The sequence below is a fragment of the Butyricimonas faecalis genome, from assembly GCF_003991565.1.
GTDB lineage: Bacteria > Bacteroidota > Bacteroidia > Bacteroidales > Marinifilaceae > Butyricimonas > Butyricimonas faecalis.
Genome location: NZ_CP032819.1, coordinates 300,623 through 327,055 on the forward strand (window position 1 = coordinate 300,623; position 26,433 = coordinate 327,055).

The 26,433-nt window shown below is 44.5% G+C and carries 21 protein-coding genes; 18 read left to right on the top strand and 3 right to left on the bottom strand.

The annotated features are described in order from the left end of the window. Nucleotides 1-24: 24 nt before the first annotated feature. Nucleotides 25-1,236 (bottom strand): hypothetical protein, encoded by a 1,212-nt coding sequence (locus tag D8S85_RS01230; protein WP_127074722.1) that lies wholly within the window; start codon nucleotides 1,234-1,236, stop codon nucleotides 25-27. Nucleotides 1,237-1,449: 213 nt separating this feature from the next. Here D8S85_RS01230 and proS point away from each other — a divergent pair, with 213 nt between their 5' ends. From proS to D8S85_RS01245, 3 genes are all read left to right on the top strand, one after another. Further along, nucleotides 1,450-2,925: a proline--tRNA ligase gene (proS, locus tag D8S85_RS01235; protein WP_106624452.1), complete on the top strand. Its 1,476-nt coding sequence runs from the start codon at nucleotides 1,450-1,452 to the stop codon at nucleotides 2,923-2,925. A 90-nt stretch (nucleotides 2,926-3,015) separates the two neighbouring features. Next, the gene (gene pepT, locus D8S85_RS01240; protein WP_205702827.1) at nucleotides 3,016-4,236 is read left to right on the top strand and encodes a peptidase T; all 1,221 of its coding nucleotides are present in this window, start codon (nucleotides 3,016-3,018) and stop codon (nucleotides 4,234-4,236) included. A gap of 128 nt (nucleotides 4,237-4,364) precedes the next feature. Beyond that, nucleotides 4,365-5,234: a DUF3078 domain-containing protein gene (locus D8S85_RS01245; RefSeq protein ID WP_172726555.1), complete on the top strand. Its 870-nt coding sequence runs from the start codon at nucleotides 4,365-4,367 to the stop codon at nucleotides 5,232-5,234. Nucleotides 5,235-5,303: 69 nt separating this feature from the next. Here the strand turns inward: D8S85_RS01245 and D8S85_RS01250 are convergent, their stop codons facing one another. Further along, on the bottom strand, nucleotides 5,304-6,863 hold the full coding sequence (locus D8S85_RS01250; protein WP_106624455.1) for a peptide MFS transporter: 1,560 nt from the start codon (nucleotides 6,861-6,863) through the stop codon (nucleotides 5,304-5,306). 118 nt (nucleotides 6,864-6,981) lie between these two features. On the opposite strand from D8S85_RS01250, the gene D8S85_RS01255 reads away from it, so the two are divergent. The 15 genes from D8S85_RS01255 to D8S85_RS01325 all read left to right on the top strand — a co-directional run bounded on the left by D8S85_RS01255 (nucleotide 6,982) and on the right by D8S85_RS01325 (nucleotide 25,012). Beyond that, entirely contained in the window at nucleotides 6,982-8,517 is a 1,536-nt protein-coding gene (locus D8S85_RS01255; protein ID WP_172726464.1) for an NAD(P)H-hydrate dehydratase, read from the top strand. A gap of 4 nt (nucleotides 8,518-8,521) precedes the next feature. Beyond that, the gene (locus tag D8S85_RS01260; RefSeq protein WP_106624456.1) at nucleotides 8,522-9,634 is read left to right on the top strand and encodes a DUF4831 family protein; all 1,113 of its coding nucleotides are present in this window, start codon (nucleotides 8,522-8,524) and stop codon (nucleotides 9,632-9,634) included. A gap of 19 nt (nucleotides 9,635-9,653) precedes the next feature. Continuing rightward, nucleotides 9,654-11,441, top strand: a complete 1,788-nt coding sequence (locus D8S85_RS01265; protein ID WP_106624457.1) for a chloride channel protein — start codon at nucleotides 9,654-9,656, stop codon at nucleotides 11,439-11,441. 160 nt (nucleotides 11,442-11,601) lie between these two features. Continuing rightward, a complete protein-coding gene (locus D8S85_RS01270; protein WP_009135471.1) occupies nucleotides 11,602-11,823 on the top strand; it encodes a DUF2795 domain-containing protein in 222 nt (73 codons plus the stop codon). A 258-nt stretch (nucleotides 11,824-12,081) separates the two neighbouring features. Beyond that, nucleotides 12,082-12,627, top strand: a complete 546-nt coding sequence (locus D8S85_RS01275; RefSeq protein WP_158641680.1) for an RNA polymerase sigma-70 factor — start codon at nucleotides 12,082-12,084, stop codon at nucleotides 12,625-12,627. Nucleotides 12,628-13,060: 433 nt separating this feature from the next. Continuing rightward, the gene (locus tag D8S85_RS22200; RefSeq protein WP_127074724.1) at nucleotides 13,061-13,750 is read left to right on the top strand and encodes a FecR domain-containing protein; all 690 of its coding nucleotides are present in this window, start codon (nucleotides 13,061-13,063) and stop codon (nucleotides 13,748-13,750) included. After that, entirely contained in the window at nucleotides 13,737-14,225 is a 489-nt protein-coding gene (locus D8S85_RS22205) for a FecR family protein (RefSeq protein ID WP_127074725.1), read from the top strand. The genes D8S85_RS22200 and D8S85_RS22205 overlap by 14 nt, the downstream gene beginning before the upstream one ends. A gap of 77 nt (nucleotides 14,226-14,302) precedes the next feature. Beyond that, a complete protein-coding gene (locus tag D8S85_RS01290; protein ID WP_240648785.1) occupies nucleotides 14,303-17,944 on the top strand; it encodes a SusC/RagA family TonB-linked outer membrane protein in 3,642 nt (1,213 codons plus the stop codon). Nucleotides 17,945-17,956: 12 nt separating this feature from the next. Then, nucleotides 17,957-19,339 (top strand): RagB/SusD family nutrient uptake outer membrane protein, encoded by a 1,383-nt coding sequence (locus tag D8S85_RS01295; RefSeq protein ID WP_127074726.1) that lies wholly within the window; start codon nucleotides 17,957-17,959, stop codon nucleotides 19,337-19,339. A gap of 17 nt (nucleotides 19,340-19,356) precedes the next feature. After that, on the top strand, nucleotides 19,357-19,563 hold the full coding sequence (locus D8S85_RS01300; protein ID WP_106624462.1) for a hypothetical protein: 207 nt from the start codon (nucleotides 19,357-19,359) through the stop codon (nucleotides 19,561-19,563). A 25-nt stretch (nucleotides 19,564-19,588) separates the two neighbouring features. Further along, entirely contained in the window at nucleotides 19,589-20,899 is a 1,311-nt protein-coding gene (locus D8S85_RS01305) for a hypothetical protein (protein ID WP_106624463.1), read from the top strand. Between the two features lie 277 nt (nucleotides 20,900-21,176). Further along, nucleotides 21,177-21,752, top strand: a complete 576-nt coding sequence (locus D8S85_RS01310; RefSeq protein ID WP_106624464.1) for a hypothetical protein — start codon at nucleotides 21,177-21,179, stop codon at nucleotides 21,750-21,752. A gap of 40 nt (nucleotides 21,753-21,792) precedes the next feature. Continuing rightward, complete coding sequence (locus D8S85_RS01315; RefSeq protein ID WP_106625222.1) at nucleotides 21,793-23,241, top strand: flotillin family protein; 1,449 nt, start codon at nucleotides 21,793-21,795, stop codon at nucleotides 23,239-23,241. A 117-nt stretch (nucleotides 23,242-23,358) separates the two neighbouring features. Continuing rightward, entirely contained in the window at nucleotides 23,359-23,781 is a 423-nt protein-coding gene (gene tsaE, locus D8S85_RS01320) for a tRNA (adenosine(37)-N6)-threonylcarbamoyltransferase complex ATPase subunit type 1 TsaE (protein WP_106624465.1), read from the top strand. 10 nt (nucleotides 23,782-23,791) lie between these two features. After that, nucleotides 23,792-25,012 carry an alanine dehydrogenase gene (locus D8S85_RS01325; RefSeq protein WP_106624466.1) on the top strand — a complete coding sequence of 407 codons (1,221 nt, stop codon included), beginning with the start codon at nucleotides 23,792-23,794 and terminating at the stop codon, nucleotides 25,010-25,012. Here D8S85_RS01325 and D8S85_RS01330 read toward each other — a convergent pair whose 3' ends face one another. Continuing rightward, complete coding sequence (locus D8S85_RS01330) at nucleotides 25,013-26,422, bottom strand: L-lactate permease (protein WP_106624467.1); 1,410 nt, start codon at nucleotides 26,420-26,422, stop codon at nucleotides 25,013-25,015. Nucleotides 26,423-26,433: the final 11 nt, after the last annotated feature.

Sequence of the window (26,433 nt, forward strand, 5' to 3'; positions counted from 1 at the left end):
ATCCTAAATATTGATTCTGTAAATTTATTTTCGATGTCCGGTATTGGTACGTTCAACACGTCCTCCGTTACTGCTACTTCCACTGCTAGAACGAGTTGTGGTACTCCTTCCGTATGAACCGGTATTACTTCCTCTTGAATAACTTCCTGATGAATTGTTGGAGTTATTATGCGATGGATTGTAGTTTGAGCCCGATTCGTAGCGGTTGCTATTTGATCTGGATTGTGTTGCGGAACTTCTTGATGTCTTTGAATAGGTGCTGTATGATCGGGCATTTCTATTCGTTGTGTATTGTTTTCTAGGTGCATACCGAGTTGTTGCTGTCGGTTTGCTGGCGCCTCCCCAATCTGGACGATGGTTACCCCAGTTGGGTCTATTATGTCCGTGTCCGGGGCGGTGTCCCCAGTGCGGGTTATAACCATAGTAGTGATTCCAATAAGGATTCCATCCCCATGGATCGTAAAAATGTCCCCAGTACGGGTTATAGCCGTAGCCATAATAATTGTTCCAGTAGGGATCCCATCCCCAAGAGTTACCCCAACCGAACGAGGCTCCCCATCCCCAGCGATTCCAGCCGAAACTTACGTTGTTGCTCCACGCGAAACTATCAAAACGAGGATCGTTCCAGATCACGGTCCAAATGTATTTAGGGTAATTACCGAAAATTAATTGAGAATATAGCCCCACGTTCGAGCTGCTTGGAAACCACCAGTAGCGACCGTCAATCGTGTACACGTTCCAATCGGAACTAAACGAAAGATTCTGGGCAATCTCGTACCCGTTTCCGAAATAGGCGAAACCTTCCGGGTAACGATTCATGATCCGCGCACATTCTTCCAAATCATTTTCACTGCCTTTAAAGCCTCCGATCCAGTACCCGTCATTGGCCGGGACTGCAACTCGGTTAACCGTTTGTCCGGTTCTGGCCTCTTCTTTTTGCACCTGTTTTTCGGTTGCATAACGAGCCATTCCGATGGAATAAGATTTCGGGTTTACACTGTTATCTATTTCCTTCGGATAAACTTTATCATTGGTCGTGTTTTTGCTGATTTGAGAACTAGAAGAAGTATTCGAGGTAATGTCCACTCCAGTCTTGTCTTTAACTTCTTGAGCGAAGAGGGAACGTTTACCAGGAACATAGTAGATATCATCTTCCTGCGCTAGCGTGAAGTTTTGCGAGGAAGCGCAGGCCCCTAATAAGGCTGCTAATGCTGAAAAATATAATGCTATCTTCATAGTAATAATATTAATTCCTTTCTTGTATGACAAATTCATTGACTATTGGTTTATTTACTTCTAACAAAATGCATACCATTCATTCGTTGTTGTCCTATTACAAGCACGCCATACGGCTTGTTTTTGTTTTCTATGTTATAAAAATAGAAAATAATAATCGGATTTCCTAGTTTTTGTTTTAAATTTGCTGCAGTTTTATCAAAAAATAATGAGATGGCTAAGTTTTTAACTTCAAGAGAAGAGAATTATTCGCAATGGTACAATGATCTGGTCGTAAAAGCCGGATTAGCAGAGAATTCAGCTGTAAGAGGATGTATGGTGATTAAACCTTACGGTTATGCCATATGGGAAAAAATGCAACAACAACTGGACAAAATGTTCAAGGAAACGGGACATACGAATGCTTATTTCCCATTGTTGATTCCGAAATCATTCTTTTCAAAAGAAGCTGATCACGTGGAGGGTTTTGCAAAAGAGTGTGCGGTTGTAACTCATTATCGGTTAAAGAATGATCCGAATGGCGGTGGGGTAGTTGTGGACCCGGCTGCTAAACTGGAAGAGGAATATATTATTCGTCCGACTTCCGAAACGATTATTTGGAATACATATAAAAATTGGATACAGTCTTATCGTGATCTTCCTATCCTTTGTAATCAATGGGCTAACGTGATGCGTTGGGAAATGCGTACGCGTATGTTCCTGCGTACTGCCGAATTCTTGTGGCAAGAAGGACACACGGCTCATGCGACGAAAGAGGAAGCGGTTGAGGAGGCTCAAAAAATGATTCGAGTGTATGCCGAATTTGCCGAGAAATGGATGGCTATGCCGGTAATTATGGGCCATAAGAGTGAAACGGAACGTTTTGCCGGGGCATTGGATACGTTAACAATCGAGGCGATGATGCAGGATGGAAAAGCTCTTCAGTCTGGAACTTCTCATTTCTTGGGACAGAACTTCGCGAAGGCTTTTGACGTACAATTTACCACGAAGGAAGGAAAACAGGAATATGTATGGGCAACCTCATGGGGAGCTTCAACCCGTTTGATGGGAGCGCTGATCATGTCACATTCCGATGACAACGGTTTGGTATTACCCCCGAAATTGGCTCCGCTACAAGTGGCTATCGTGCCTATTTATAAAAGTCTGGAAGGATTGGAAAAAATTCGTCAAACAGTTAGCGGGTTGATGGATAAATTGAAGGCCGCGGGAATCAGCGTGAAATTCGATGATCGTGACACGCAAAAGCCGGGTTGGAAATTTGCCGATTACGAGCTGAAGGGAGTTCCGGTACGTCTGGCTATGGGAGAGCGCGATCTTGAGAACGGTACGATTGAGGTGGCTCGTCGCGATACTTTGACCAAAGAAACGTTGCCATTGGAAGGCGTGGAACAGCACATCGAGACTTTGTTGGAGGAAATTCAGGAAAATATATACAAGTTGGCTTTGGAACGTCGTTCTAAATTGATCACGAAAGTGGATTCTTACGAGGAATTCAAAACTTTGTTGGACACGAAAGGTGGATTCTTCCTGTGTCATTGGGATGGAACCCCGGAAACGGAAGAACTGATCAAGAACGAAACGAAAGCAACCATCCGCTGTATCCCATTCGATTCTCCCGACGAGGAGGGTAAATGTATGGTAACAGGTAAACCTTCTCATAAGAGGGTGTTGATAGCGAGAGCTTACTAATTGATGATTGGGTGATTTATGATTGCGTGATTCACGTTACGGGATTATAAATCACTTAATCATAAATCATAAATCTTAAATTATTTTATGTTGCCAGTAGTTGAGCGTTTTATCAGGTATGCTAAGATTCACACGGAATCGGATCGGGAGACAGGTTTAGTTCCGAGTACCCCGGGACAGTTGCAGTTTGCCTATCTTCTTTGCGAGGAGATGCAGCAAATAGGAATGCAGGATGTTGCCGTGGATGATTACGGGTATGTCATGGGATTTCTGCCTGCGAATGCTGATAGAGAGAGTCCTTCAATAGGATTTATCGCTCATATGGATACCAGTCCCGATATGACGGGTAAACACGTGAAACCTCAAATTATCGAAAATTACAGGGGAAATGACGTGTTGTTGAACAAGGAAAAGGGATTCACGTTGTCACCGGATGATTTCCCGGAACTGATGAATTATGTCGGTACGGATTTGATCGTTACGGATGGTAACACGCTTTTAGGTGCAGATGACAAAGCGGGAATTGCCGAAATTCTGACGGCGATGGAATATTTGATTCAACATCCGGAAATCAAGCATGGACGTATAGCAGTTTGTTTTACACCGGACGAGGAAATCGGAGAAGGTGTTGATCATTTCGATCTGAAAAAATTCGGGGCTAAATTCGCCTATACTTTGGATGGCGGAGAGATCGGTGAGCTGGAGTGTGAAAACTTTAATGCAGCCTTAGCCCGTTTGACATTTAAAGGACGTAATTTCCATCCCGGATATGCCAAGAATAAAATGGTCAATTCCATCAAGGTGGCGAATGAATTCATGGCCAGCCTCCCTAAAAAGGATGCTCCGGAATACACCTCCGGTTACGAAGGATTCTTTCATATTTATTCCATCAAAGGGACGGTCGAAGAAACCTTGCTGGAAATATTGATTCGTGATTTTGATAAAAAACGTTTTGAATGGAGAAAGGATGTCATTGAAAACGGTGTCCGGGAATATTCAAAGAAATATGATTTACCGGTACTTCTGGAAATGAAGGACCAGTATGCAAATATGAAAGAATGCTTGGAGCCGGTAAGATATATCGTGGAAATAGCCAAACAGGCCATGGCAGAACTGGGAATTAAACCTTTGATTGTTCCTATTCGCGGGGGTACGAATGGCTCGAAATTATCATTTATGGGATTACCCACACCGAATTTATCCAATGGGGCACATAACGGGCATGGACGATACGAATATATACCCGTCTCTTCCATGGAAAAAATCGTCAATGTGATTGTGAAAATCTCCGAACTATGTGCTAAAATGTAAGCGAAAAAAACTTCTTCTAAAGCAGGTTAGGAAATAACCTGCTTTTTTTATAATAAATACGGGTTATTTTTCCATGTATCAATCAAAAGATATTATAATTTAAACCTAAATAATTTAACGTGAGTATGATGAAAAGATTTTTTATTATTGCCCTATTTTCATTGATTTTAGGACAACTGAGCGCGCAACCGGTAAGAGATACGGCGTGGACAAAAGCCGGTTTTTTCGGGTTAAAATTAACCCAAGTCAGTCTGAGCAGTTGGTCTGCCGGAGGTGAATCCGCCTTGGCATTTGATAGCCAGATAACCTATAGTGCCGATTTTAAACGCGATCGCCAGTTATGGCAAAATCGTTTGGAACTGGGATACGGTTTGACGAAAAATGACGGTAAGGATGCCCGGAAAACAAATGATAAGATATACTTCGCTTCCACATACGGGTATCAGGTCTACAAAACACTTTATTGGAGTGCTCTATTGAACTTCAACACGCAATTCGCGAAAGGATATGATTACAATATTGAAGATTCAGACTTTATTTCAAAATTTATGGCTCCGGGATATTTGATATTTGGTACCGGTATTACATGGAGCCCGAGTAAAATATTTACAGCCTCTTTTACTCCGGCTTTTTGGCGGGGAACTATTGTAGCTAACCGTCGTTTATCGGATGAAGGAGCTTTCGGTGTAGATAAAGGAAAGCATTTGTTGTCTGAATTCGGTGCAAACTTGAAGGCTGAAGTGAATCACGAATTTTTGCCGAACATGAAAATTTATTCTCGTTTGGAATTATATGCCAATTACTTGAAAGACCCTCAGAACATAGATGTTCGCTGGGAGGTACAACTAAATATGGCCATCAACAAATGGTTTTCAACAACGTTATCTACAAACTTGTTGTATGACAATGACGTAAAGATCGCTCAAGAAGACGGAACCGCGGGTCCGAGAGTACAATTTAAGGAAGTATTGGGAGTAGGATTTCAGATAAATTTTTAAGAGTCGATTGAGGATATAAAAAAAGAGTTCAGAATTTCTGAACTCTTTTTTTATATCTTGATAAATAGGTTATTTTGTCACTCTTTCAAGCCATTTTACCATACCAAGCATAACGCCCATAGATACAAGACATACGATCAAGAATACTGACCAGCACTGCCAAATTGGCCATGAGTTGTACATAAGGGGACCGATCCAAAGTAGAAGGTTACCGAGGGCCGTGGCAGCAAGCCATAAACCTTGGCACAAACCAAGCATACTCTTGGGGGCAACTTTTGATACGAATGATAATCCAAGCGGAGAGATAAATAACTCTGCAACGGTTAAGAAGAAATAAGTAACGATAAGAACCCACCAGTGAGCTTTTGTTGCCATTTGTTCTGCAATAGGAAGATTTCTGTATGCATCTGCAGAAGGATAACCTTTCATGATGGAGAAAACAGCAAGGAACAAGAATGCCAAACCTGCGATGAACATACCGATGGCAATCTTTTTAGGGGTTGAAATCTCTTTACCGCATCTTGCAAGGAATCCAAAAATAGCCATGATAATCGGCGTGAGGACGATAACAAAAAACGGGTTGATCGCTTGCCATACTTCAGGAGCGACTGCAGAAGAGTCTACGAAATCGCGGGCGAAGAATGAAAGGGACATTCCGTTCTGGTGGAATGAGAACCAGAAGAAAATAACGATACCCAAAACAGCGAACAAGGCGTACATTCTTTGTGTAATTTCTTTAGCCATAGCAGCTTTTTCCTCTGGCGTGTAGGTTACACTCTGTGCGGTAGCTTTCTTTGCCGGATTCGGGAATGTTTTTTGTGAAACAAAGAAAATGACAAGAGAAATAAGCATGGCTGCAACAGAGGCAATGAATGAATAGTGAATACCTTCATTGAAAATTTGCAGATATTGAAGACAAGAAGCTGTCATATCGTTGATCGCTCCACCGGCAGCAGTCATAAGTTGCTGTAAGTTGGCAAGAGCATCGGGTGCCATGGCTGCAGCATTATTAATGTACTCGTGGCAAAGTGCCGGAAGCTGTGCATTATAAGATAACCCGTTTGCACCCAACCACCATTGGCGTAAAACCGGAGCAATGAACGGAGCAATTAAACCACCCACGTTGATGAATACATAGAAAATCTGGAAACCTGAATCTCTCTTGTCTTTTGCGATCTTGAGAGCATCCGGACCCTGTTTTGCAGCCTCTGCTTCAAAATTATCATACATTTGACCCACGATGGCTTGTAAGTTACCTTTAAACAAACCGTTACCAAATGCAATAAGAAACAAGGCAACACAAGTAAGAGTCAATAACCAGGTTGTATTTTGCGATGTCGCGAGGATTGGAACGGATAGGATAATATATCCTATTGCCATAACTACAAGACCCGTCTTAATAGTCCCTTTGTAGTTTTGCGTGCGGTCTGCAATAAGACCTCCGACAAGGCTTAAAATGTAAATACCAGCGTAAAAGAAAGAATAAATGGTACCACTGGCGGCTTCGCTCAAACCAAATTTAGAACATAGGAACAACACTAATACGGCATTCATGATGTAATAGCCGAAACGTTCTCCCATATTACTTAGAGCCGCGGTGAGCAACCCTTTAGGATGATTTTTGAACATAACTTTTGTTTTTAATTTGTATTGGTAAATAATTAAATTTTTTTGTTCACGCTAATAGTCTGCAAATATAAATTATTTTTTTATCTTTAATCATTGAAAACGTTTGAAACCTATAGGCATGTTGAAGAATAATAAAATTTTCAAGACTTCGGATTTACGGGAATTGGATAAATATACGATTGAGAATGAGCCGGTAACATCGTTGGATTTGATGGAAAGGGCGGCTTCCGTGTTTACAGAAAAATTATTGATTTTTTTCCCCCATAGCCATATTTTTAACATTTTGGCCGGTTCCGGAAATAACGGGGGAGACGGCTATGTCGTGGCAAGATTGTTATTTCAAAAAGGATTGAATGTCAAGGTTTTCGATTTTCATGGGGACAATAATCTCTCCCCGGATTGTGCCGTGAACAGGAAACGCTTCATGGATATGGGAGGATGTTGTATCGAGGTGAAAAATGCGGATAATTGGCAACCGGATGAAAATAGCGTGCTGGTAGATGCCATTTTTGGGGCCGGACTAAATCGTCCGGTAACGGGATTCTTGGGAGATGTCATTCATCGGGTAAACGATTTGCCCCATTCGGTTGTGGCCATCGACATCCCTTCTGGTTTGATGGGCGAGAATAACGGGGAAAATAACGGGGCGATCATAAAAGCTGATTACACCTTCACGTTTCAATTCCCCAAATTAGCCTTTATGTTCCCGGAAAATGTACTTTACGTGGGGCATTGGGAAATATTGGATATCCGCTTGCATCCGGTGATATTGCGGGAGTATCCGGCTACCTATTATTATCTGACAGAAGACGCGGTTGCCTCGCGGTTATTGATTCCGGGAAAATTTTCTCATAAAGGAACATTGGGTAATACCTTATTAATAGCGGGCTCTTATTCCATGATGGGGGCTGCCGTCTTATCGGCCAAGGGGGCTATCCGGTCCGGAACAGGATTGCTTTCCATGCATGTTCCCCGCAAGTTGAAAGAAATGATTCATCTTTCCGTGCCGGAAGCCTTGGTTGAGGTCGATCGGAATGAATTCTATTTTTCCGGCGTGGACGATCTGTCCCGTGTCCAGGCGGTGGGGATTGGTCCGGGAATCGGGACTTCACCCGTCACGGCAGAAGGAATTCGTCAACTGTTATCCGTGTGGCGAGGAAAAATCGTGTTGGACGCGGATGCCTTGAATCTGTTGGCGTCGAATCCCGGGTTACTGGAACTTCTTCCGGAGGGAGCGGTGCTGACTCCTCACCCGAAAGAATTTGAAAGATTAGCAGGAAAAAGTGTAAATGATTTTGATAGATTAAATAAATTAAGCACCTTTGCACGTCTACACCGAATATACGTCGTGCTAAAAGGTGCACATACGATTATAGCCACCCCGGAGGGCGAATGCTATTTTAACATGACAGGCAACCCGGGAATGGCCAAAGGAGGGGCGGGAGACGTGTTGACGGGTATTGTTGCGGCTTTACTGGCAAGCGGTCATGCTCCGTTAGACGCGGCTATCATCGGGGTATATGCCCATGGTCTGGCCGGCGATTTGGCGGCGGAAGAGCAAGGGATGAGAGGAACGCGTGCCGGGGACATTGCCGAAAAATTGGGCTTGGTGTGGAAAAAAATGGAAACATATAATATGGCTAAACAGCGATAGAAAAATGAAAAAGTTGTTTTTTATAATTGGATTAGTGGGACTCGTATCCCTGTCTGTTTCGGGACAAAAAAAGAGAGAATTGACCACACAAGTGTCAATCGATTATACCTTGCCAAAAATCAGTTATGACGTGGTCGTCACCATGGAATGTACTCGTTTGATACCGGGGCCTTTCAGGCAATATGCCGAACAACAGTTAGGTATCTCACCGGAGATCACGAGTGAAGGCGAAGAGTGGACAATCAAAAACATCAAATTCATTCCGCGGGCTTTGCCTGATCCGAAAGCCTCTTATACCGTGAACGCCGTTGGAGAATATAACTCTATTTTATTGAATGTAACTCCCGAAGGCTTTTTAGCCGGCGTGGGAAGTGGTAGTACGAACCGGACTCCTGACGAAAATATCGTTTACGAGGAAAAGGAGAAAAGTGTGGGTTCAGGCATTAATTACGTGTATTTCGGTATTCGCTCCACTCAAAAGGAAGTACTTGACTCCAATTTCACGGAGATAGAAGTCGAGGGCGAGATTCGCCGGGTATGGGACCCGATTGAACGTCATGTATTAAAAGAACACAAAGATTACGTGGACGAGATTACGTCAGAGATATTCAATATTCGCGAAAAGCGACTGGAATTACTAGCCGGAGGCTCGGCCACGGCGGAGGCCCTAAAAGCGCTCGATGCGCTTGAGGCAAATTACATGAGTTTGTTCATGGGAAAAAGAGAAACCCGCGAAGTGGTTAAAACCATCTCTTTTGTCCCGGAAAAAGCCGACGAGTCAACCGTTTTGTTCCGTTTCTCCGCGAACGACGGGATTACGGCCAAGAACAACGTGTCTGCTATCCCCTACATCGTTGAATTAAAAAATATCTACGTTCCGAAAAGAGATGCCCAACAGGGTGGAAACACCCGTCCGGTTCCCTCTCTCTCTTATCGCGAACCGGCCGTTGCCGACCTGTGTTTGTTGAAAGGGAAAGAGACCGTGATGACCGTTCGTTGTGTCATACCACAACTCGGATTTATCAAACAATTCCCTTTGGATGTCATCAATAATGAAGGTATTTCCATTGATTTCTACCCGCGATATGGTTCAATAAAAGGTATAATGAAAAAATAGTTTGATACACTTTTGAATCATGACGGCAATTAACGAAAAGGGGATATTGGGGAAATTTCTGGTGTGGCGCGTCCGCTACATCAAGGAAAAGCAATTTATTGTCATGTTAAGCATCCTCGTCGGTATTGTTACCGGACTGGCGGGAGTCGTGCTGAAAAATATGGTACATTTTACCCACATGTTTTTCACGGAACGGATGCAGGTGGACAGTGGAAACTTGTTTTTCTTTATCTATCCTTTTATCGGAATATTGCTGACAACACTATTTGTAAAATTCTTCGTGAAAGAAGAGATCAGCCATGGCGTGACGAAAGTGTTGTACGCCATTTCCCGTCGCAACAGTATCATCAAGCCGCACAACAACTACACTTCGATGATTGCCAGTACCCTGACCATCGGTTTCGGAGGGTCGGTAGGAACGGAGGCCACCATCGTGTTGACGGGAGCTTCCATCGGTTCGAACTTGGCACGTCTCTTCCGGATGAACTACAAAGTGATGACCCTGATGATCGGTTGTGGTGCGGCAGGGGCCATTGCCGGGATCTTTAAAGCCCCGATTGCCGGAATCGTCTTCACGATGGAAGTCTTGATGCTTGACTTGACGATGGCTTCATTGGTACCGTTGATGTTCACGGCCATCACCTCGTACGTGGTCACCTTCTTCCTCATGGGCGATGGTTTCGTGTTCTCCTATCAGATCACGGATAAATTCGTGATGGCCAATTTCCCTTACTACGTGATACTGGGAATCTTTGCCGGGATCTTGTCCGTGTATTTCGTTCGGATGAATCTTCGGGTGGAACAATTCTTGGGGCGTATCAAACATACGTGGAAAAGAATAGCTCTCGGCGGCATCTTGTTAGGTGTCATCATTTTCGTCTTCCCCCCCCTCTATGGTGAAGGTTACACGGCCTTGGATGACATGATGGCCGGGCATTCCGACAAATTATTGAATAATACCTATTTCTTCGATTTTCGAGATAGTGCATGGATGATGATTCTTTTCGTGGTCGGTTTGACATTCGTCAAAGTGATTGCCACGGCCTTAACCAATGGTAGTGGGGGTGTTGGTGGTGTTTTTGCACCAAGCCTCTTCACGGGCGGAGTTGCCGGTTACTTGTTGGCAATGTTGATTAACATGAGTGGAATCCGTATCGTGGAACCCAGTCATTTCGTCTTGGCAGGCATGGCGGGAACGATGTCCGGGGTCATGAAAGCCCCGTTGACAGCCATGTTCTTGATCGCCGAGATATCCGGAGGCTACGCCTTATTCCTGCCTCTGATGCTGACCTCGGTTATTTCCTACTTGACCAGTCAGGGGATGGAACCTTATTCCATCTATGCCCGTCGTTTGGCCATGCAGGGAGATTTATTGACACACAACAAAGATAAGGCCGTGTTGACCTTGATGAAATTGAACAAGGTGGTGGAAACGGATTTTAAAACGATCGAGGTCGACGCGACCTTAGGTGATCTGGTAAAAGTGGTTTCCAAATCAAGCCGGAACCTGTTTCCTGTTTTGAATTCCAACCAGCAATTACTGGGGATCGTCTTGTTGGATGACATTCGCAACGTGATGTTTAACCAGGAATTGTATTCGAAAACTTACGTGCGGGATTTCATGACGACGCCTTCCGTGGTGATCGACATCAACGATTCCATGGAGGTGGTTATGAAAAAATTCGAAGACACGAAAGCGTGGAACCTGCCTGTTCTTCAAGATCACAAATACATCGGCTTTGTTTCTAAAGCAAAGATATTCAACACGTATCGGAAAGTGTTGATCCACTTCTCGGATGACGAATAATTTTTAGTGTAACCATTTAGATCGTTTTGCGTTACTTAGGGCGATACATAAGATGTATTGTTTCTAAATAACTTCTTATTAAAAAAAAGAGGTTGTATTATTAGAAATAAACTATATATTCGCGGCAAAAATAAGAAACTACATTAAAAACGATATAACTATGTATTGGACACTAGAACTAGCCTCAAAATTGGAAGATGCGCCTTGGCCAGCATCAAAAGATGAGTTGATAGACTACGCCATTCGTTCCGGGGCACCTATGGAAGTGATCGAAAATCTTCAGGATATCGAGGATGATGAAGAAATATTTGAAAGTATTGAAGATATTTGGCCGGACTATCCGAGTAAAGATGACTTTTTCTTCAACGAAGACGAGTACTAATTTATTCAGGTAGGTAAAAAAAACAATGAACCACTCCGCGAGGGGTGGTTCATTGTTTTATATAACAATTTGAAACTTTCCCCATTATTAGGGGGTAAACCTTTATTTTTCATCATATATGGGGATTGTCATTTTTATTTATAAATTTGATATTTGCAGCGAGAAATTAATAAAATTAACAACGGTGTTGGGTGATTTTGAACAGATCCGATTTTAATAACGGGTGTGATACAATAGTACAGATTTATGATGGAATCCATGGGAATATTAGTAAAGCGAGTGTCGAAGGGGGACAGGAAAGCATACGCGGCTTTATTTCATGAATTTTACACTCCTTTATTACTTTATTCTAAAAAATTCACGAAAAACAGGGAGGTCTCGGAAGATATTGTGCAGGATTTTTTCTGTCGTTTGTGGGAAGACCGCAAACGGTTGGTAAATGACAAATCCTTTCATGCTTACATGTATAGTGCCGTGCGCAATCGTTCGTTAAATTATTTAAGGGATACCCATTCTGTTTCTATCGAGGGTTTTGAGAAACAATCTGACGAGGACTTTTTGCGGGAGATGATGGAGGAAGAGGTGTATAGAGAGTTGTATGCAGCCATCCAGAAACTGCCTGAACGTTGTCGCCGGATTTTTTTATTGAAGCTGGACGGGGAAGAAAATCAAAAAATTGCTGATATGCTTCAAATATCAGAGGAAACCGTCAGGAGTCAGTTGAGAAGGGGCAAAGAGTTACTCCAAAATAATGTTGTCAGTTTCTATGTTTTAGGGGTGATTTGCTATTGGTGTGATTTTTGACTTCATCTTTTTTCATTGAAGGTTCATAAAAAGGTACATGTCAGGACTATTTGAATAAAGTTACCAAGTTGCGTTTAGCGTGTGATCAAGTAGGTATCAACTATGAATTACCATGTTAATATTTGCAATACAAGTATAATATTTTGTTATAATAATAGGAGCGGAATGGGAGGAGAATGGGAGCGGAATGGGAGCGGGTGGCTTGATGATGGGAACTTGATGGCATTTTAATAGCATTTTGTTACATTTCTTGTGTTTTAGGTATGGAGTTTGTGAAATTAAGGTGTTTTTGTATAGATTTTTGGGTGTATTTTATTGTATATCTGTGCTTTATGTTTCGTTGTGAATGGTAAAAATTATTTTTTCAAAAAAACAGGAAAATGATTTGCACGTTTTCTCGTTTCGTGTGTATGTATGAAAAATGTAAGATGGTATGAATGTGGATAACGAGAAGATTAGGAGTATCATTGTTAAGTCTGTTTTGGGGACTTTGACCGAGGAGGACAACCTTGTCTTGCAAGAATGGTTACGGGAGAGTGACCAGAATCGGGTGCTTTATCAGAAATTGTCTTCTGCTATTGAGTTGAAACATAAATACAGGCAATACGAGAGCGTGGATGTCGAGGAGGCTTTTAGGCGAAATCAACACCGTTTGTATCCCGATGGTTTGAATCGAAGCATGAAAAAGAAGTTGCCATACGTTGCAGCCGTGCTGGTTTTGTTCGGGGTATTTGTTTGTTTACTGATGAATCGCACGGGGAAAGTGCGGGAGGAGGTGCCGGTTGTTTTGTCGGCCGGGGGAAAACACGCGGAATTGATTTTGGCAAATGGTCAAAAAGTGTATCTGCACGAAGGGATGGAAATGAAATTTCGGGAAAGAGGTTCCAATATCCAAGTAAAGGGGAATGTGGTTTATTACGAAGAGAAAAAGGATAGTGTGACAATCGATGAATATAACATGATTCGCACCCCGTTAGGGGGAGAATATTCCTTGACGCTATCAGATGGTACGAAGGTTTGGCTGAACGCGATGTCCGAGTTACGCTATCCGGTGGCCTTCGGTGGCGATACGCGGGAAGTCGAGTTGAGGGGGGGAAGCTTATTTCGACGTGACGGAAGATGAAAATAAACCGTTTGTCGTGAGGACGGATGAGTTTAGCGTGCGTGTGTTGGGAACTTCTTTTAATATTTCGGCCTACGCGGATTCTCCGTTAGCGTTAACCACGCTTTGCAGCGGGCACGTGCGGTTGACGGATTGTATGAATCCGGGGAACGAGCGGGATCTTTTACCGGGCGAACAGTTGTTGTTCCACCGGGAGAGCCGGAAGATGGAAATTCGGAACGTGGATACCGACGTGTTCGTTTCTTGGCGCGAGGGCTTTTTCCAGTTTGATAATCACACGGTGGAGGAAGTTTTTATGATATTGCAAAGATGGTATAACGTGCAGGTTTTTTATGCGAATGCCGAGGTTCGGCAGGAACTCTTTACCGGTAAGTTGCCCCGGTTCGATGATATGATGATTATCATTGATTTGATAAAGCGGGTTTCCGATTTAGAAATTACAGTGGATGGAAAAGTGATTTATATAGATAAATAAAGGAGAAAGGCAGAATAGCTTACCACAACCCTCTGCCAATCTCGAGTAATGTTTAACAAAGTAAACTCTACAAAGTTATGAAAAAAAAGACAAGGTGTAGGGAATTCGTCATTCCTTTGAGAGGAAATCGGACATTTCTTGCCATGAGGTATTTACTGATTTTTCTTTTCGCGTTTCATTTGAATGGATTTTCCGGGATAAAAGCTCAACAAATCGCCGAGTATCAGGTGGAAAATGCCAATTTGAAAACGTGTATTAAGAAGGTGGAACGGTTGACAGGAAAAGGTTTCCTTTACAATGGAAATGATTTGGAACGCGTGGGTAATGTTTCCCTGCATTTGGAAAATGTCAGTTTAGGTGATTTATTGACAAGTATATTGCAAGGTAGCGGGTATACTTACGAGTTGATGAATGGCGTTATTGCCATCGTGCGGGTGAAGGAAGAAGGGCGTCAGACTGTTGAACAGGAATTGCTGAAGGGTGTCGTGCGGGATACCCGCGGGAATGTTTTGCCGGGAGTGACCGTGTTGATCAAGGGAACGACTTCGGGTGTCGTGACGGATACGGCGGGACGTTTCACGTTGCCTGTGATGAACCGGAAGAGTGTTGTCCTTGTATTTTCTTTTGTCGGTATGAAATCCCAGGAGGTTGCTGTCAGTGATGTCCGTAAAGAGGTGCGTGTCGTGATGGAAGAGAATGTGGACGAATTGGAGGAGGTGGTTATCACGGGTTACGGGACGACGACCAAGCGACGCGCGACGGGGTCCGTGGCCGTGTTGGGAAGGGAGGAGCTGGAAAATCGGATTCCGGTGTCCGTGGATAATTTGTTGCAAGGTCTGGTGGCCGGGGTGGCCGTGACGGCAAATTCGGGACGCCCCGGTTCGTCAGCTAAAGTTAGGATTCGGGGAACCAACACGATTACCGGTAACGCGGAACCCTTGTGGGTAATTGACGGGGTACCCGTGCAGGACGAGTTGCCTGAAATCTCGCTGGATCAGGTGAAGTCGGAAAACTTTAACGAGATTTTCGTGAATGGAATAGCGGGTATTAACCCGAATGATATCGAGAATATCACGTTCTTGAAAGATGCTGCCGCTGCCGCTATTTACGGTTCCCGGGCCGCGGGAGGTGTCGTTGTCATAACGACGAAGCAGGGGGCTCCGGGAAAAATGAGAATGAATTATTCGGCTCATTTCGGACTCGGCTTGAAGCCTCAACGGGATGCCGGGTTGATGAATGCCTCGGAAAAGTTGGCGTGGGAACAGGAGTTGTGGGATGAGTTCGCGGCAGATCAATACGCGTCGAACGCGCCTCATTACCCGGTAGTCGGTGTTGTCGGGATGTTGCGTTCCAACAAGCTCGGGCGTAACGGGATGTTATGGACCGATGAGGGTTTTGAACCGATGACGGCAAGCGAGCAGGACGCGTATATCCGTGATCTGGCGTCTCATTCCACGGATTGGTTTGACGTGATATTCAGAAATTCTTTCGATATGACGCATAACTTTTCTTTTTCCGGGGGTGGAAATTCGCTGGCTTATTATGCCTCGGTGGGATACGCTCATCAGGATGGTTTGTTGAAAGAGGATAGTTACGATCGGTACACGGTGAATTTGAAAGTGAATGCATCCCCGTCGACACGGGTAAAGATGGGAATGGGTTTACGGGTGTCGAATCTTGTGTCTGACGGGCCTAGTATGAATGTTGATCCGTTTAAATACGCTTATTTTGCTAATCCGTACGAGCGTCCGTATAACGAGGACGGCAGTTTCCGGCCTGATATGACTTATTTTAATCTGACGTCTATTAATGAAGGTGCGATAACACCGGAAAATCAACCCACGGCCGGGTTTAATATATTGCGGGAGATGGAGGAGACTTCGAGTGAAGGAAAGAAGTTTTCCGTGTCCGGACAATTCAGCCTGGATGTTGAAATTTTTAAATCGTTGACTTTTTCCGGGTTGGCTTCTTATGGCTACACGAATAACCGGGAGGAAAGTATTTTGGGTCGAGAGTCGTATGCCGCTTTCGTGGATCGGTTGAGTTTTGACACGAATAATAAAACCCAGAATCTATACGGTTCTATATCCCAGTCGACTACGGACGGGGAACAATATAACGTGCGCGGACATTTTTCATACACGAACACGTTTGAGGATCATTATCTTAACGTGTTGGCCGGGGCGGAGTTACGCGGTTCTAAAAGTAAACGTGTCGCGGTGAAACGTTACGGGTATGATGAGAAAACGGGATTGGCGAGTATGCCTGAACCACCGGAAGGTGATAATAGTTACGGATCGAGCTGGTACACGGGCTTGATTGATGGATTGTCAGGAATGTCCCGGTCGGAGAATAAGTATGCTTCTTTTTACGTATCCACGGAGTATGGCTACCTGGGACGTTATATCCTGAATGCCTCTTTCCGCACGGATGGTTCGAATAATTTCGGTAGTAAGGAACAGTTTAACCCGACGTGGTCATTGGGGTTTGCTTGGCACGTGGATGACGAGGATTTCATGCAATCTTTACGTCCGGTGTTGAACCGCTTGACTCTTCGGGTGGCAACCGGATTTACGGGGAATGTCGTGCAGGGAGTTTTGAAGGAACTTGTGATCAAGTATAACGCCAACAGGTATTGGAATAATCTGATCATGGGATCGATTAATAAGGCTCCGAATCCTCATTTGCGTTGGGAAAAGACAAGGGATGTGAAGGTGGCTTTGGATTTTGGTTTGTTTGGTGACCGTGTTACCGGGTTAGTTGAGGGGTATTGGCGGAAGAGTACGGATGTGATTTCCCGCGTACGGGTTGTTTCTTCGACGGGGTATAATGCTCAGAGTTATAACGCGTCGGATATAGAGAATAAAGGGGTGGAGGCAACTTTAGGCGTGAAGGTTATCGATCGGCGGGATTATAGGTTGAGTTTCTCGGGAAATATTGCCTGGAACAGAAACGTGCTGTCAAAGTTTTCTTCTCCATCGGGAACTATCAGTGAAGGGAAGTATGTCGGTTACCCGTTGGAATCAATTTTTGGTGGAAAGGAACTGGGGATTGATCCCTATGACGGGATTTATATGTATAAATTGCGTCCGGACGCCGTGGTGAAAGAGGCTTCTGATTTGAAATCTATTGTGAATTACCGTTATTATTTGGGTACCTCCATCGCCCCGATCACGGGAGGGTTTACCCTGCGTTTCGGTTATAAGAATTTGTCATGCAGTGTCGGAGGTTCTTATTCTTTCGGGGCAAAGATTAGAAACCAGGTTTCTTCTCCCGTGAGCTACGAGAGTGTTTCCTATTCGTATTACGCGCAGGAGAGACCACAGACGGCTTATAGTGATCTGTATCGTAATCACTTGAACGTGAGAAAGGAGATGACGGATCGCTGGACGAAGGATAACATTGATGCCAAGTATCCCAGAATTATTGATCCTTTCGGGAATAAATTGTACCTGGATCAATATAACCCGACCTCCTCGGATATTACATTGGGTAGTTTTCTGGAGAATGTTTCTTATTTGAGAATCCGGGATATTTCATTGAGTTATAATTTACCGAAACGCTGGTTGACCCACGTGGGGGTGTCGTCGTTGGGCTTTTCGTTCATGATGAGTAATTTCTTCACCTTCACGAATTATTCGGGTATTGACCCGGAGACTCCCGGGACGACTTATCCGATCACGCGTTCGATAGCATTGGGAATTAATATCGGTTTTTAAAAATAGCAGGTTATGAAAAGATATATTGTTTATGTTTTACTGGTTCTTTCCGGGTTTTGCGTGTCCTGTGATGAATATCTGAAGACGAAGACTTACGGGGAGATATTGCCGGAAACAACGGAGGACTACGCGTCTTTGTTACACACGCATTTGTATAACATAGAGGCCGGTACATCCGAAAAGATTCTGGGAAATTTTAATGATGTGCTTCGTTGGGAGTGTTTTTCCGATAATCTGAATGCCAGTCTTTCTACATCGGTTAAAAATACTCCAATTTACGTGGGGTCTTATATCAGTTCAGCCATATACCGGTTTAATAATTTATTCCAGGTCGTGAAGGACGCGAATGTCGTGTTGGATAATGTGAAAGGAAAGGATTCGGAGTTGGATAAAAAGATCACGGCAATAGCCTATACCTTGCGTGCGGTGGTGTATTATAATATGATGCGGGAGTTGTGCGAGCCTTACGAAAAACAAAGGGCAACCGAGATTATGGGAGTCCCGATCGTGGATCATTTCGACATGGAGGCAAAACCGGGGCGAGGAAATATACAGGAGACCGTGGATTTTATCGTTGAAGATTTGAAAAAGGCTATCTCTTTGAATCAGGTGGACGAGAAATATATATTCACGGTTGACGTGGCCAAGGCTTATTTGGCGAAAACGTATTTCTGGGCGCAAGATTGGAAAAATGCAGTGTCGACGGCCAAAGAGCTTTTAGATAAATACCCGTTGATTGAAGGAGAGGAGTATAAGGCTATGATCCAGTCAACACCGCCTTTAGCGACGAAACCGGGAAACGTGATTTTATGTTCGTATAACCGGGGGAGTTTGTCTACGGCTTTCCAAGCCCGTTATTCCACGGATTCGCGTCGTCGACCCGTGAGTCTTAAATTCGCGGAATTGTTTACGGAGAAAGAAAAGGATATTCGTTACAAGTTGTTTTTTGATAAGACATTTTTGAATACCAAAAGGTTGAATATGCAAATTCGTTCCGCGGAGATGTGTTTGATCCTGGCGGAAAGTTACGCTCATTTGCAGGATGAGGACAATGCTTTGTTGTATTTGAATAATTTGCGGGCAAAACGGATCACGGATTACGTGCCTCTGACAAGGTCTTCTTTGCCGGCAGTTGACGATTCTGCTTTAGTGACGGTTGACGCGGAAGGTGAGGCTTTGACCCCTTTGATGTCCTCGATATTGAATGAACGGCGTAAGGAGTTGTACATGGAGGGTGATCGTTGGTTTGAACTGAAACGGAACGGACGTCCGGAGTTTTGGGTAGGATATAACGGGATAAAATACACGACATGGAAATATTTGTACACGTTCCCTTTATGGCAACAGGATTTACGTGTTAATCCGAATTTGGTGCAGAATGAAGGTTATGAATAGTTTAAAAATTGTAAGGTATGAAGTATATATTATGTATTTTCTTGTTTTCTCTTTTATTATCGGCTTGTGATAATAGCGACGAGTTGACACCCCGTATAGAGGATGTGTTTGATACAAATATCGTTATTCCCACTTCACGATTAACTTACGAGGAACAAGACGCTCTTGAGGCGGAAAGAGCCATTTTCGATCAAGCCGTGGCAGATCGGGCGGGTGAAGAATAGTTGTGAATTTATAAAACAGAAGATCATGCGAAAAGTATTGTTTATATTGATAGTGGTTAGTTGCTGGGTTGGGATGACAGGTTGCTCGGACGATGGTAATAAAGGACCGGATGTTTCTTTTAGAAGGCCTTATTATATTCTCCCGGCCAGTGAATCTTTGAATGTGGAGGTTCGTTTGTCGGAGCCCGCACAGGCAGATATTACCGTTCCTTTTACCGTGGCGGGAACCGGGGAGGAAGGGATTGATTATTCGCTTTCTGCTCATGAATTTGTCGTGCAGGCCGGGTTGGATTCGGCCATCATAACGATCACCCCGGTGACAAATATGACCGAGGGAAGGGAGATTCATTTGACATTGCAAGAGGTTGCCGGATATGTACCCGGTATTTACAGGCAAACGATGATTCCGATTGAGACTAAAAGTCCGTTCACGTCGTCTTTTCTTTCCACGGAGTATAATTTATACACGGAAATGGAGGTCGCTGCTTTGTTGCATATCGGAGGCAGCAAGTACACGAAGCCTTCTTACGATATTTCCATCCCTTTTGAAATTGATCCGGCCTCCACGGCTGTATTGGGAACCCACTATGAAATAGAAGGAGGGGAGAAACAGTTTGTTTACCAGAAGGATGACTATATGGCTCGGGTGAAGCTGAAGTTCTTGAAGAAGGAGGAGGGAAAAGATAAAGTTATTCTTCGCCTCGTGGAAACAGATAATTTTATGATTTCACTTTCTAATAACCGGGCATATATCACGATAAATGGACCTGTTGGTTTTGATGATCTTGTCGGATCATGGAAATTCAAGGAGTTTTCGAGCAAGGATTACGTGACAAGTACAGCCAGTATGGCCGGAGATACGGAGGGTGTGAAGAATCTGCCCGAATGTGTAGCGAGCGATATTTTAGTATTCGAGAAAACGGGGGGTAAGCATGTTATCCGGACGGATAAGCTCACGGGTGATCTGGTCAACTATTTTTGTGATGGGGCAGAGGTGACGGTTCGGGATATTGTGAATGAACAAATTTATTTACCGTCGGAAATGAATGAATGGGGATTACATCGTTCTGTTTTGAGGACGGATTTCAGTAAGGTAAATCTGAACTTTTCTCCGGACTACCAGAATTATGCCCCGGCAGAGGTTGATTTTCGAATTTTGGAGGACGGAGATATCTTGGAAGTGAGGATTGTACAATATGTTCCCAAGGACTTTTTGCAAGAGACCTATGATTATGTCAGTGATCCGTTCTATTCCGGGGATCGTAATTTTGACAAGAATATTCCCATGAAGGGGAACTACACGCTTTCTTACAGGTTTTCACGGATCGCGGATTAAAAGGGAATGAGGATTACCGAATCAACCCTCCCCCTGTGTAAGCAGGAGTTGGAGGGGGTAGTTTGGTAATCCCCATTTCTTTTGTAAAAGGAGAAGGTGCGATGCTACTTCTCTTTTTTTTCTGCTTTTAAACTTGTTTTTTCTGAATAAATAGTTGTCAAAGAGAATGTGTATTTAATTTTAATAAAGAGCGGGAAATCTTGTAAAAATGCTTATATTTGTGTAGTTAGGTGCATGAGGATGGGGGATGGGTATTGTCTAATTAAAATTTGATACAATGGAAGAATGGTGGAGTTCTCTGGGATTATTTATGCAATCGGTGTGGTGCATCACGCTATTTGCCAGTTTGGTATTTGTTATACAGACTATCATGACTTTTATCGGGATGGATACAGATGGAGGGATGGATGTTGACGTGAGCGCGGATACGACGGCAGACGGGGATAGCGGTCCTTTTCAGTTGTTTACGTTCCGTAATTTCATCAATTTCCTGCTGGGGTTCGGTTGGTCGATTATCTCTTTTGAGAAAGCGATAGCGAATCAGTTCGTGTTGATTCTCGTGTCGGCCGTGGTTGGCGTGCTGCTCGTGATGGCGGTGATGGCTATTTTCAGGTTTATGAGTCGCATGGAGCAAAGCGGAACGATCCATGTGGCAAATGCTGTGGGGTGTAAAGGGAACGTGTACCTGAAGATTCCGGGAGAAAAACGGGGAGAGGGAAAGGTACAGATTTCGATACAAGGTGCCATACGGGAATTTGATGCCTTGACAGCAGGCGAGGAATTGGAGACGGGAGCCCCGATTAAAGTGGTGGAGGTGGTTAACGACAGTACCTTGCTCGTGGAGCGTTTTTGAATGACTATTTATTATTAATACTTAGGAATATATGGAAAGTATGGAAGGAAGTTTGTATTTGATTGTAGCCGTCGTGGCGGTGTTGTTTGTTACGTTTGCGGCGATTTTGTCCCGTTATAAACGTTGTCCGTCAGATAAGATTCTTGTCGTGTATGGGCTGACCGGTAAGAACGCGACCGGGGGAGTGAGTTCTGCACGTTGTATTCATGGTGGGGCTGCTTTTATTTGGCCGGTGTTCCAGAGTTATTCATTTTTGGATCTGACGCCGATCTCTATCGAGTGTAATTTGACGAACGCGTTGAGTAAACAAAATATTCGGGTGGATGTTCCTTGTCGTTTTACGGTGGGTATTTCTACCGAGCCGGATAGCATGACGAACGCGGCAGAGCGTTTGTTGGGACAACGGCAGGAAAATATTCAGGATTTGGCGAAAGATATTCTGTTCGGGCAGTTGCGTTTGGTGATAGCCACGATGGATATCGAGGAAATCAATTCCGACCGGGATAAGTTCTTGGCTAACGTGAGTGCCAACGTGGAAGCGGAGTTGCGGAAGATCGGTTTGAAATTGATTAACGTGAATGTGACTGACTTGCGGGATGAATCCGGGTATATCGAGGCCTTGGGAAAAGAAGCGGCAGCGAAGGCGATCAATGATGCCAAGAAAAGTGTGGCCGAGCAGAATCGGTTCGGTGAAATTGGTAAGGCCGAGGCGGATCGGGATAAAGATATTCGTATCGCGGAAACTGTGCGGGATACTCGTATTCGGACGGCAGAAGCTAATGCAACCGCGGTGGAAGGAGAGAATAACGCGAAGATATTGATTGCCGACTCGGACGCCATCCGTCGGGAGAGGGAGGCCGAGGCAGCCCGTAAGGCTATTGCTGCAGAGAAGGTACAAGCGGCGAAGGCTTTGGAAGAGGCTTACATGGCAGAGAAAGAGGCTGAAATTGCCCGTGCCGAGAGAGAGAAAGCCACGCAGGCGGCCAATATCGTGGTTCCTGCACAGATTGATAAAGAGAAAGCTATTATTGATGCAGAAGCCGAGGCCGAACGTTTGCGCCGGTTGGCAAAAGGAGAGGCTGACGCCATCTTTGCCAAGATGGATGCCGAAGCACGAGGGTTGTACGAGGTGTTGACGAAACAGGCGGAAGGATATGCACAGATCGTGAAGGCCGCGGCCGGAGATCCGGATAAGGCGGTAATGATGTTAATTACCGATAAGTTACCGGAATTGGTGAAAACGCAAGTGGAGGCTGTTAAGAATATAAAGATTGACAAAATTACAGTTTGGGATGGTAATAATGCCGGTAACGGGAATACATCCACGGCTAATTTTATTTCCGGGATGATGAAATCGGTTCCACCGTTGAATGATTTGTTCAACATGGCAGGGATGAATTTGCCAACATTCCTGAAAGGAGCCGCCACGGAAGATAAAATCACGGATGCCGGACAACAAGGTGAGATTGTTGAAGAGGTTGAGAAGTAGGGGAGATTCTAACTTTTAGTTTCGTTTTTTCGTTTACTTATAATTACCTTTGTGGTATACTTCAATCGTGTATATGACAAAGGTAATTAATCGATTCATAAAAATAGAGAAAAGTTTATGCGCTGGATAATTGACAGTGTTGATGATTTGAAGCGGGTTGCAAAGGAGTTTTTGGAAAGTACCGGGGACAACAAAATATATGCTCTATACGGGCCTATGGGAGTGGGGAAGACCACTTTCGTGAAGGCTGTGGCCGAATGTTTGGGAGTAGAGGATGATGTAAATTCCCCAACGTTTGCTATCGTGAACGAGTATTTGGCAGCAACGGGAGAGTCGCTTTTTCATTTCGATTTCTATCGGGTGAAGAGTATCGAGGAGGCAATGGATTTCGGTTACGAGGAATATTTTTATAGCGGGAATCGTTGTTTTATCGAGTGGCCGGAGATGGTGGAGGCTCTGTTGCCGGAAAACACGTTGATTTGTAAATTCTCTGAGTTGGCAGATGGCCGGAGAGAGTTGGTGATTGAAGAAAAACTATAAAATACAGGTTATGGATAACTCGGGTAAATTATCGGGAGCCCAGATTGATCGGGAGTGGTTTTTATATCAAGAAAAAGAGGTATTCGCGGAATACCGGCAGAAACGATTGACAATTGGTTTACCCAATGAGACCGAGCGACGGGAGAACCGGGTGTGTTTAACCCCTGAGGCTGTGTCTGTCATGGTTGACATGGGGCACACGATAATGGTGCAACGGGGAGCCGGAGAGGCGGCACATTACCATGACCGGGAGTATGCTGATGCGGGAGCCCAGATGGTGGATACTTGTGAGGAAGTGTACACGGCGGATATTATTCTTAAACCGACTCCAGTGACGCAAGGAGACGTGGAGATGATGCATGACCGACAGGTTATTTTGTCCCCCATCGAGCTTTTTGAGTTACGAAAAGAGGCTGTTGTAGAGATGATGCAGAAGAAGGTGACGGCTGTCGGGTTTGATATTCTGAAAGATGAAAACGGGGGGTATCCCGTGGTGCAAATGATGAGCGAGATTTCAGGAAGTTCGGCCATTATGATCGCTAGCGAGTATCTAAGTAATTCCCGGGAAGGGAAAGGGATTTTGCTAGGCGGGGTGACGGGAATCACGCCCGCGGAGGTCGTTATATTAGGTGCCGGGACTTTGGGTGAATACGCGGCTCGCACGGCGTTGGCTTTGGGGGCAGAGGTGAAGGTTTTTGATCATTCGTTGGAACGTTTACGCCGGATAAATCATTGTCTGGGGCAACGGGTATATACTTCTGTTTTTCATAAGCCGGTTTTGGAACGGGCGTTATTGTCGGCCGATGTGCTGATCGGGGCATTGCGCTTTTTTGATGATGATTTGGGTGTCACCGTGTCTGAAGAACAGGTGAGGCTGATGAAACAAGGGGCGGTAATCGTGGATATGTCCATTGGGCATGGCGGGTGTATCGAAACGTCTGGTCCGACTACCCACGAGAATCCGACTTATGTGTATAACGGGGTAATCCATTATTGTGTTCCGAATGTTCCGTCGAGGGTGGCTCGTACGGCTTCTATTGCCTATAGTAATTTATTCACTCCTTTGTTTGATAAGATTTCCCAGACGGGAGGTTTTAATGCCGCCATAAAAAATGATAAGGGCTTGCGACACGGGGTGTACGTTTATAACGGAGTGTTGACCAAACGAGTGATTGCCGATCGTTATGGGTTGGTTTCCAGGGATATTGATTTGTTGTTAGCGGCTTTCTGATTACCCCATAAATACGATAATTCCCAATAATATACCATACACGAGTGCGTAGGGAAAGGCTTGTTTTAGGATTTCTCCTTCTTGGCCTTGTAACTGGCACGCGGAGGCGGCGATGGCAATACTTTGGGGGGAGATGATTTTCCCGGCGGTAGTGCCTGTCGTGTTGGCCGCGGCAAGCCAAGAGGGATCAATGTTCATGTTGGCGGCAATTCCTGCTTGTAGTTTTCCGAAAAGGATGTTTGCGGAGGTTCCGCTACCCGTGATAAATGTCCCTGTTTCCCCGATTAAAGGAGACCAGAAAGCGTAATACTTCCCAGAGAAGGTGGTTAGGGTGTCGGCAAGTAATTGTACCATTCCGGATAGTTCCATGAGTGCGGATATACCGACTAGAGCAATGACCATGATAACGGTACTGCGGATTTGTACGAGGGTTTTGCCTAATAATTTGAACTGCCTGCTTGTGCTTACCCCCTGTATCTGTCCCCCGATAAAAGCTCCGGCAAAAAGCAATAAACTCGTAGCCCTAAAATTGAAGGGAATGGCTAGTAATATAAAGAAAATGATAAGGCCGTAAACACTCCATGCCTTGTATATTTGTCGGGACGAATGTTGCGTGGGGAGGGTATCTTTTTTACCCCTTCCACTCCATTTACTCCACGCTATAATGGCAATGATGGAACAAATGCTGCCTAGAATGGCCGGCATTTCCGGACCGAGATATACGGCAGTAACGTATTGAGCGAGGAAAGATGTGCCCCCGACAAGGGTACCGAGTAAAATGTTTTTTATTAATGCTTGGCGACGTCTGTCAGCCAATATAGCCAACGTGATCGGGATTAAGAATATGAAAGGATATAGTTGTTGGATGGTTGCCTTGCATAATTCCGGTAACGGGCAGCCGGTTTCTTCCATGAGAACGGTTTCCGCTATGCCGACGGCCCCGAATGTCGTGGGTTCGCTGTTGGCGATGAGGCTCACGAGCACGGCAAACAACGGGCGAAATCCAAGTGTTACAAGTATGGCGGCTGGGATGGCTACCGAGGTTCCATAACCGGCCATCCCTTCTAATAACCCGCCGAATCCCCACGTGATTAGTAATACTTGTACACTTTTATCCGTGGAGATAGCTGCCAACTGTTTTTTTAGTATTTCAATTTTACCGGAATCTAACAGAATATTATAGCTGAACACGGCCATCCAAATGACAGAAAGAATGGTGATGCAGGCACGTGCTGTACTGTTTATCAATGTTGAACCGATTTCTTGTACAGGTGTTCCAAAGGCGAAAACGGCTAAAATAACAGTGATGGCGAGGGTAAGCAGGCTACTCTTGTCCCCGGGCCATTTGCATATTCCCATGGATATGATTAGTATGGCCATGGGTAGTAAGGCAAACAAGATTTCGAACATGGCGTACGTTT

Coding starts and splice junctions, on each gene's coding strand:
- D8S85_RS01230 (WP_127074722.1), bottom strand. CDS start 1,236: ATGAAGATAGCATTATATTTTTCAGCATTAGCAGCCTTATTAGGGGCC.
- proS (WP_106624452.1), top strand. CDS start 1,450: ATGGCTAAGTTTTTAACTTCAAGAGAAGAGAATTATTCGCAATGGTAC.
- D8S85_RS01245 (WP_172726555.1), top strand. CDS start 4,365: ATGAAAAGATTTTTTATTATTGCCCTATTTTCATTGATTTTAGGACAA.
- D8S85_RS01250 (WP_106624455.1), bottom strand. CDS start 6,863: ATGTTCAAAAATCATCCTAAAGGGTTGCTCACCGCGGCTCTAAGTAAT.
- D8S85_RS01255 (WP_172726464.1), top strand. CDS start 6,982: ATGTTGAAGAATAATAAAATTTTCAAGACTTCGGATTTACGGGAATTG.
- D8S85_RS01260 (WP_106624456.1), top strand. CDS start 8,522: ATGAAAAAGTTGTTTTTTATAATTGGATTAGTGGGACTCGTATCCCTG.
- D8S85_RS01265 (WP_106624457.1), top strand. CDS start 9,654: ATGACGGCAATTAACGAAAAGGGGATATTGGGGAAATTTCTGGTGTGG.
- D8S85_RS01270 (WP_009135471.1), top strand. CDS start 11,602: ATGTATTGGACACTAGAACTAGCCTCAAAATTGGAAGATGCGCCTTGG.
- D8S85_RS01275 (WP_158641680.1), top strand. CDS start 12,082: ATGGGAATATTAGTAAAGCGAGTGTCGAAGGGGGACAGGAAAGCATAC.
- D8S85_RS22200 (WP_127074724.1), top strand. CDS start 13,061: ATGAATGTGGATAACGAGAAGATTAGGAGTATCATTGTTAAGTCTGTT.
- D8S85_RS01290 (WP_240648785.1), top strand. CDS start 14,303: ATGAAAAAAAAGACAAGGTGTAGGGAATTCGTCATTCCTTTGAGAGGA.
- D8S85_RS01295 (WP_127074726.1), top strand. CDS start 17,957: ATGAAAAGATATATTGTTTATGTTTTACTGGTTCTTTCCGGGTTTTGC.
- D8S85_RS01300 (WP_106624462.1), top strand. CDS start 19,357: ATGAAGTATATATTATGTATTTTCTTGTTTTCTCTTTTATTATCGGCT.
- D8S85_RS01305 (WP_106624463.1), top strand. CDS start 19,589: ATGCGAAAAGTATTGTTTATATTGATAGTGGTTAGTTGCTGGGTTGGG.
- D8S85_RS01310 (WP_106624464.1), top strand. CDS start 21,177: ATGGAAGAATGGTGGAGTTCTCTGGGATTATTTATGCAATCGGTGTGG.
- D8S85_RS01315 (WP_106625222.1), top strand. CDS start 21,793: ATGGAAGGAAGTTTGTATTTGATTGTAGCCGTCGTGGCGGTGTTGTTT.
- tsaE (WP_106624465.1), top strand. CDS start 23,359: ATGCGCTGGATAATTGACAGTGTTGATGATTTGAAGCGGGTTGCAAAG.
- D8S85_RS01325 (WP_106624466.1), top strand. CDS start 23,792: ATGGATAACTCGGGTAAATTATCGGGAGCCCAGATTGATCGGGAGTGG.
- D8S85_RS01330 (WP_106624467.1), bottom strand. CDS start 26,422: ATGTTCGAAATCTTGTTTGCCTTACTACCCATGGCCATACTAATCATA.